The sequence below is a fragment of the Paracoccus nototheniae genome, from assembly GCF_004335005.1.
Lineage (GTDB): Bacteria > Pseudomonadota > Alphaproteobacteria > Rhodobacterales > Rhodobacteraceae > Paracoccus > Paracoccus nototheniae.
The window spans coordinates 1-6825 of record NZ_RQRT01000118.1; the positions used below are offsets into that span (position 1 = coordinate 1).

A 6825-nucleotide genomic window follows, 5' to 3' on the forward strand; every position below is an offset into this window, starting at 1 on the left:
TTGGAAAAAAGGGGGCCATGCGTGCCATCTGCGCGGCAGTCAGCCAGAAAAGGTCGCTCATGTCACCGCTCCGTTTCTGGGCCGTGAATCACGCCGCGAAACGGAAATCAATGCATCCTGACCCTAGAAATGCCAACTGCCGATGGCTCTACAAAACTGTTAAGTGAAGTATGCGACGATCTTGTTAAAGCCAAGTTCGTTGATTTGACCCGGTATCGCTCGCAAAAGTACGGCGCTTGCCATTTAACCGAAAGTGAGGCGCCGAAAGTCGCCGTAGCATTGATGCCGCTTTGCAGCCGTGCTTTCGTCAAGCTAAACGTCATGCTTGCGATTGATCGCGACGCGTTGTTTTCGCCCCGCAATTACGTTCAAGTTCGCTGTAGGCTGTACGTTGAAGAAGCCCCATCGTCGACGTTCGTTCGGTTCCTTAACGACATGGACCGGCTAAAGGGTTTTGGGTCCGAAACCTTTGAACGAAATATTTCCCGCATTTCTAAAGTTTATGCGCTGAACCGCGTTGCTGAAATCATGCCTCGCAATTTTCATCGCGGATGGTCGGGCACGTTGCTACCGCATCAGACGTATGACGCAATGAAGGGTGCGGAAGCTTCATCATTTAGGGACGCTAGCGGCATTCACTCATGGGCTGACCTTCTGCATCGCGCAGGGGTCGCATAGGGCTGCGCAGGGCGGCAAGGCTTAGGTCATCTGGCACCCTGTGCTGCCCCGAAGCAAGAAGGCCGCTGACAGAGCCGCTGTGAGCCTCTGCTGTGTTGGCATGATCGCGGCTTCGACAGCAGAGAATAAAATGTGGGAACTAAAAAATGAAACCCGATGCATTTCTTAAAATGATATTCAAAACAAAATCGGAAATTACCGACGAACTCATTGCCGAAATGACTAGCCGTTGCTTAGCAGAAAAAAAACAATGGAATAACCGAAGGCGACGCTCCGAGAACATCGGCGGATACGACGAAGTTTATTATCAAAGGCAGAAACAATGTCAACTCAAGCCAAAATGGGCAAAGAATAGGAAGACGATTGCTGAGCGGGCCATATTGGCACGGGCATGGCAGTGATTTCTCTTGACTATGCTTTTATAAGATCCTTATTCATTCATTAACTGGTCAATATTGGCTCACTTATGCCGGGTAAGGATACTCTACTATGACCACAATGCCCGCCTCTGTCTGGAATACACCGCTTAGCCCCCCTATGGGTCCAGCTAAAGCAAGGCGCATCAGGTGCAAGTTGGATACGGTGGCCGATGTGAAAGCAGAGGCTTGCAAGCTGTACCGATCTGTTCGCGCCAAAGAGATTGACGCATCGGAAGCGGGGAAGTTGGCATACTTGCTGCAAATCATTGCGAAGCTTGCTGAAACCTCCGAACTGGAAGCCAAAATAATTGCGCTGGAGGCTGAGGAATGAACCGCATCCTTGCATCCCGCATTGCCAAGTTAGAAGCCCGGAAGGCAAAGACGCAAACAGCGAGGCGCACGATCTATCAAATTGGCACTCGATTTCCTGACCGCGTGGAAGTTATTGATGGAGTGTGCCATATTAGACCCCATTTTACGCAAGAGGGTTTCGCCGAATTTGCGAAACAACAGCAGGCAAGTTTATTAGCCAAACTGGCCGAATACGCTGAGATTCTGGGCGACGACGATGATGCGCCACCGCCCTATGTGGGCACCGAACGCGCGCCTGTATCGCCGGGCCACAAAGATAAGCGCTTCCTATTTATCCGTGAAAATGGTCGCGAAATTGAGATCGATACCCTCACCGGAAACCGCCGTTACACTTGAAGGAAATTATCAAATGAATCCCCGTTATCTTAATCCCGACCCCCTTGTTCAACAGCGCCTCGACCTTTTGAAATTACCTGTCGGCTTTGACAGTCAGTTCGCGCGTGGCGTTGCGCACATGCCTGCCGAACCGGCCACCAGCCTAACCAAAGCTGGTCATGTGCTGCGTGATGCCGTAGGGCGTCTGGAACGATTGGCAAATGACCCAACGAAGCTTTCCCCGGTCAAGCATCAGGATGCACGGCGTCTCTATGAACGCATGTCGCATGACATGAAAGAATCTGCAAAATCCGCCGCGCGTTGGGCTGACCGGGAAATGCACTCTGCCCGCGACAACATGGCCGCTGTGCTGTCGAAGGATAGTTCGAAGGCATCGCTATATTCAGAAATCCGTGCATGGTGTGCCAGCCGAAAATCAGACCCGAATTTCCCCGCCGAATTGGCACGGCTTGTAGAGAGCGACATTGATGTCGCGGTTGCTATCAGCACAGCGCCTGCGTTCCTGTCGGGCGTCAGCGACGAACGGAAATCCACGCTGACAAAAAGCGCAATGCTCGCATTTTCCCCGGAAGATGCTGAACGTCTGATGGTAGCCCAAACCGTCGCCGTAGAAGCCGAACGGTGCGATAAGGCCGTCGATGGATTGCGGCCTGCCTTTTATGCCGAAGGCATTGCTCAATTGGCGAATGCTGCCGTCGATGTAAGCGCAGATTGGGTTATGCCCACATCACCCGCCGAATAATTCCGCCGAAGGTCGGAGGCAACTGCCCCGTCTTCGGATGGGGCTTTTTTTATTTTTTTGCCAGTTCTTTTCGTAGCTTTTCAATTTCGGCGACAACATGATGCACGTTTTTCGTGTGAAAGCCGCCCCGAAAGCCATGTTCAGGCTCGGTCTTGTAAGTAAGTTCCTCTCGTTCACTGCTACCGGGCATTCGCGACCAGCTTACCCAAACTTCGTAAACTGCGTCACCAACGTCGCGGCTCATTACGCCTTGCAATGGCAGGACTTGGCCGGGTGGTAGCAGGGACACCTCAGCGGCCTTCTGTTCAGGATTGGCGGCAGGTTGGCCGTTGGCTTGCGGCGGGGCGGGCGTTATCCGAAGCTTCACGTCAAATGCAGTGGCATTCCCTGTGTTCCTAAGCGTGAGGTTGATTGCAGTCGGGTCCGCGCCGCTGGATTCGAAATTCAAAACGACAAAGGGCTGTGAAGTCATTTTCGCTAGAACCTTGGTTTCGACTGCCAACACGCGGGTAACACGCCAAAGGGCGATGGTCGCCAATGCCGTCACAACGCCCGCGAATACCTGCGCAGCGACAAGCACGTTGGCACCATTCGAAAACCATTGTTGGACAGCTTCAACGCTCACCACAACGCCCCTTTTGACAGCTTCAAACCGCAAGCATGTGGGCAATGCTGGATCACTTCAAGCCGCAGATTCACGAATGCGTGAGCAACTTGGGTTCTAGGCGGGGTGTGAACGCCGAGTTTCGCAGACCATTTTGCTAGGGGTAGATAATGGGTAGAGATTTCCGGTCTTGAAGATTATCGACCAAAATCAATATCTTAAGGGGGTGAAGTGGCAGCCCGTAGGGGAGTCGAACCCCTCTTTTCAGGTTGAAAACCTGACGTCCTAACCGATAGACGAACGGGCCACTTTCTTTCGCTGCAAGTCTTCCCGGCGGCGTGAGGCGGTGTTTAGGCAAAGGCGTCCGGGGCTGCAAGTCAAAAAATCCGCCCGGCGGGAAAAAAAACGAACCTTTTGGTCAGGCCGGGAAAAACCCTGCCGCGACAAGCCACAAGGGCAGGCTCAGCGCGGCCAGCACGGTTTGCCATGTGAAGATCGCGGCATAGAAATCGGCGTCCCCGCCCATCTGACGCGCCAGAATATAACCGACCGGGGCGCCCGGCGCCGCAGTCGCCAGCAGGCCCGAGGCCAGCTGCCCACCGGGCAGGCCCAAAACCAGCGCCGCACCCAGAAAGATCACCGGACAGATCGCCAGACGCAGCCCGACGCCCAGCCACAGCGACAGGTCGCGCTGCCACAGGTGCCGGATCTCGATCCCGGCGCCCACGGCCAAAAGGCCCACGGCCAGCGCCCCCTGCCCCAGCCAGTCCAGCGGCGCCATCACCCATCCGGGCAGCACGATCCCCGACAGGTTCAGCGCCAGCCCGGCCAGACAGGACAGCACCATCGGGTTGCGCGACACCTCGGCCCCGATGCGGCGCAGCGCCCCCGCCGGGCGCGGCCCGTCCGATAACAGCGTCAGCGCGATGATGGCCGCAATGTTGAAGGCCGGGATCAGAAAGGCGAAGGCCACCGCCAGATCGCCAAGCGCCCGCGCCCCAAAGGCCTGCGCCGCCACGGCCAGAATCAGCAGCGAATTGAACCGCAGCGCGCCTTGGAACAGCGAACTGGCGCGCGGACCTTGCTCGGCCCGCGACAGCGCCCAGACCAGCGCCAGCCCCCCGGTCAGCGCAAAGGCCAGCGCCAGCGCGCCCAGATAGGGCCCAAGCCGCCCGATCGACAGCTCCGAGCGATAGATCGAGGTCAAAAGGATCGCCGGAAACAGCACGCGATAGCCCAGCTGCTCGATCCCCGGCCAGCTGGCAGCGGGGATCAGCCCGCCCCGGCGTGCCAGATGTCCCAGGGCCACCAGCGCAATGACCGGCAGGATCGACAAGGCGGCGGTCATGGGCGGCTCCCTGCGGCTTGCGGCCTTTCGCGCAGGGTTGTAGACCCGCCCGCAACGAAAGGAAACGTCATGTCGATCACCGAGGATCAGGCCCGCAAGGTCGCGCATCTGGCGCGCATTGCCGTTGACGATGCCGCCCTGCCCGCCCTGGCGCGCGAGCTGGGCACCATCCTGCAGTTCATGGAACAGCTGAACGAGGTCGATGTCGACGGCGTCGAACCGATGACCGGCGTCACGCCCATGCGCCTGAAGCGGCGCGAGGATGTGGTGACCTCGGGCGGGATGACCGACAAGATCCTGTCCAACGCGCCCGATGCGCGCGAGGGTTTCTTTGCCGTGCCGAAGGTGGTGGAATGACCGATCTGAACCGACTGACCATCGCGGGTGCCCGCGATGCCCTGCGCACGGGCGAGCTGACCTCGGTCGAACTGACCGAGGCCTGCCTGTCTGCCATCGAGGGCGCGGGTGCGCTGAACGCCTTCGTCCACCACACCCCCGACATGGCCCGCACCATGGCCGCCGCCGCCGATGCCCGCATCAAGGCGGGCGACGCGGCCCCGATGACCGGCATCCCGGTGGGGGTCAAGGATGTGTTCTGCGTGCGGGGTGTGCCAAGCCAAGCGGGCAGCCGCATCCTGCAGGGCTTTCGGCCCGAATACGAATCCACCGTGACGCAGAACCTGTGGAATGCCGGCGCGGTCATGCTGGGCAAGCTGAACCAGGACGAGTTCGCGATGGGCTCGACCAATGAAAGCAGCTGCTATGGCCCGGCGATCAATCCGTGGCGCGGCGCGGACGGCGCGAAACTGACGCCCGGCGGCAGCTCGGGCGGCTCGGCTGCGGCTGTGGCAGCCGATCTGTGCCTTGGCGCGACGGGAACCGATACCGGCGGATCGATCCGCCAGCCTGCGGCCTTCACCGGCATCGTGGGGCTAAAGCCCACCTATGGCCGGGTCAGCCGGTGGGGTGTGATCGCCTATGCCTCCAGCCTCGATCAGGCCGGACCGATGACGCGCAGCGTGCGCGATGCGGCGATCATGCTGGGGGCGATGGCCTCTGCCGATCCGATGGACAGCACCTGCGCCGACCTGCCCGTCCCCGATTTCGAGGCCGCGCTGACCGGCGACATCCGTGGCAAGCGGATCGGCATCCCGCGCGAATACCGGATGGAGGGGATGCCCCCGGCCATCGACGCCCTGTGGCGCGAAGGCGCGGACATGCTGCGCGATGCGGGGGCCGAGATCGTCGATATCAGCCTGCCGCATGCGAAATACGCCCTGCCCGCCTATTACGTGATCGCACCTGCCGAGGCGTCGTCGAACCTGGCCCGCTATGACGGCGTGCGCTATGGCCACCGCGCGACACTGGGCGCGGGCGACGGCATCACCGAGATGTACGAACGGACCCGCGCCGAAGGCTTTGGCCCCGAAGTCCAGCGCCGGGTCATGATCGGCACCTATGTGCTGTCGGCGGGCTTCTATGACGCCTATTACAACCGCGCCCGCAAGGTGCGCGCGCTGATCAAGGGCGATTTCGATCAGGCCTTCGCGGCGGGCATTGATTCGATCCTGGCCCCGGCCACGCCCTCGGCGGCCTTCCCGCTTGGCTCGGTGGACAAGGGCGATCCGGTGCAGATGTATCTGAACGACGTCTTTACCGTGACGCTGAACCTTGCGGGCCTGCCGGGCATCTCGGTCCCGGTTGGGCAGGATGCGCAGGGCCTGCCGCTTGGCCTGCAGCTGTTCGGCCGCCCCTTCGAGGAAGGCGATCTGCTCAATCAGGCCGCCGCGCTGGAACGGGCTGCGGGATTTGTGGCCAAGCCCGATCGCTGGTGGTAACGTCCGCGAAACAGGATGAGGATGGCGGCATGCGCGGCTGGTGGGTGTTGACGGTGCTGGCGCTGGCCGGTTGCGGGGAAAATCAGGGCTGGAACCCGAATTACCAGTTCGGCGGCGACGATTACGGTCGCTATCTGACCGCACGAGAGGCGGCGCTGGTCACCGGTGCCGTCCCGGCCCGCACCATCCCCGTCGCAAGGCCCCTCTATACGCCGACAGGCGCACAGATCGCAGGTCAGGATCCGGTGCCCGTGCCCCCCAGCATGGGGCTGCGCGTCCTGCGCCCGACGACGGTGCCTGCGGCTGGCGCGGCTCCGATGATGAACCCGGTCACGGCAACCACCCCCGCCCCGGCACCGGTCATGATCCCGGTCACGCGGCCAGACCGTCGGGGCCTGCCCGGCCAGCCGATCCGGATCACGCCTGCGGACATGTCCCTCTGACCCGATGACCGCCCCCGTGCCACCGGCATTCGTGCCGCCTGCCCC

The 6825-nt window shown here is 60.4% G+C and carries 10 protein-coding genes and 1 tRNA gene; 8 read left to right on the forward strand and 3 right to left on the reverse strand.

The window, feature by feature from the left end; genetic code table 11:
* The first annotated feature begins 129 nt into the window (after positions 1-129).
* From EG885_RS21330 to EG885_RS21345, 5 genes are all read left to right on the forward strand, one after another.
* A complete protein-coding gene (locus tag EG885_RS21330; RefSeq protein ID WP_131578693.1) occupies positions 130-678 on the forward strand; it encodes a hypothetical protein in 549 nt (182 codons plus the stop codon).
* A 146-nt stretch (positions 679-824) separates the two neighbouring features.
* The gene (locus EG885_RS21335) at positions 825-1079 is read left to right on the forward strand and encodes a hypothetical protein (protein WP_131578695.1); all 255 of its coding nucleotides are present in this window, start codon (positions 825-827) and stop codon (positions 1077-1079) included.
* Between the two features lie 172 nt (positions 1080-1251).
* Positions 1252-1428: a hypothetical protein gene (locus EG885_RS22895; protein WP_165571257.1), complete on the forward strand. Its 177-nt coding sequence runs from the start codon at positions 1252-1254 to the stop codon at positions 1426-1428.
* A complete protein-coding gene (locus EG885_RS21340; RefSeq protein ID WP_131578697.1) occupies positions 1425-1805 on the forward strand; it encodes a hypothetical protein in 381 nt (126 codons plus the stop codon). Before EG885_RS22895 ends, EG885_RS21340 begins: the two co-directional genes overlap by 4 nt.
* Positions 1806-1818: 13 nt before the next feature.
* Positions 1819-2547: a hypothetical protein gene (locus EG885_RS21345; RefSeq protein WP_131578699.1), complete on the forward strand. Its 729-nt coding sequence runs from the start codon at positions 1819-1821 to the stop codon at positions 2545-2547.
* Between the two features lie 49 nt (positions 2548-2596).
* Here the strand turns inward: EG885_RS21345 and EG885_RS21350 are convergent, their stop codons facing one another.
* The 3 genes from EG885_RS21350 to EG885_RS21360 all read right to left on the reverse strand — a co-directional run bounded on the left by EG885_RS21350 (position 2597) and on the right by EG885_RS21360 (position 4499).
* On the reverse strand, positions 2597-3172 hold the full coding sequence (locus EG885_RS21350; protein WP_131578701.1) for a hypothetical protein: 576 nt from the start codon (positions 3170-3172) through the stop codon (positions 2597-2599).
* A 211-nt stretch (positions 3173-3383) separates the two neighbouring features.
* Positions 3384-3458, reverse strand: a tRNA-Glu gene (locus EG885_RS21355).
* A gap of 111 nt (positions 3459-3569) precedes the next feature.
* A complete protein-coding gene (locus tag EG885_RS21360; protein WP_165571258.1) occupies positions 3570-4499 on the reverse strand; it encodes an AEC family transporter in 930 nt (309 codons plus the stop codon).
* A 69-nt stretch (positions 4500-4568) separates the two neighbouring features.
* Here EG885_RS21360 and gatC point away from each other — a divergent pair, with 69 nt between their 5' ends.
* Genes gatC through EG885_RS21375 form a run of 3 tightly spaced genes read left to right on the forward strand, consistent with a single transcriptional unit; the run spans position 4569 to position 6780 of the window.
* Positions 4569-4856, forward strand: a complete 288-nt coding sequence (gene gatC, locus EG885_RS21365) for an Asp-tRNA(Asn)/Glu-tRNA(Gln) amidotransferase subunit GatC (RefSeq protein WP_131578705.1) — start codon at positions 4569-4571, stop codon at positions 4854-4856.
* Positions 4853-6337 carry an Asp-tRNA(Asn)/Glu-tRNA(Gln) amidotransferase subunit GatA gene (gene gatA / locus EG885_RS21370; protein ID WP_131578707.1) on the forward strand — a complete coding sequence of 495 codons (1485 nt, stop codon included), beginning with the start codon at positions 4853-4855 and terminating at the stop codon, positions 6335-6337. Before gatC ends, gatA begins: the two co-directional genes overlap by 4 nt.
* Positions 6338-6366: 29 nt before the next feature.
* On the forward strand, positions 6367-6780 hold the full coding sequence (locus tag EG885_RS21375) for a hypothetical protein (protein WP_131578709.1): 414 nt from the start codon (positions 6367-6369) through the stop codon (positions 6778-6780).
* Positions 6781-6825: the final 45 nt, after the last annotated feature.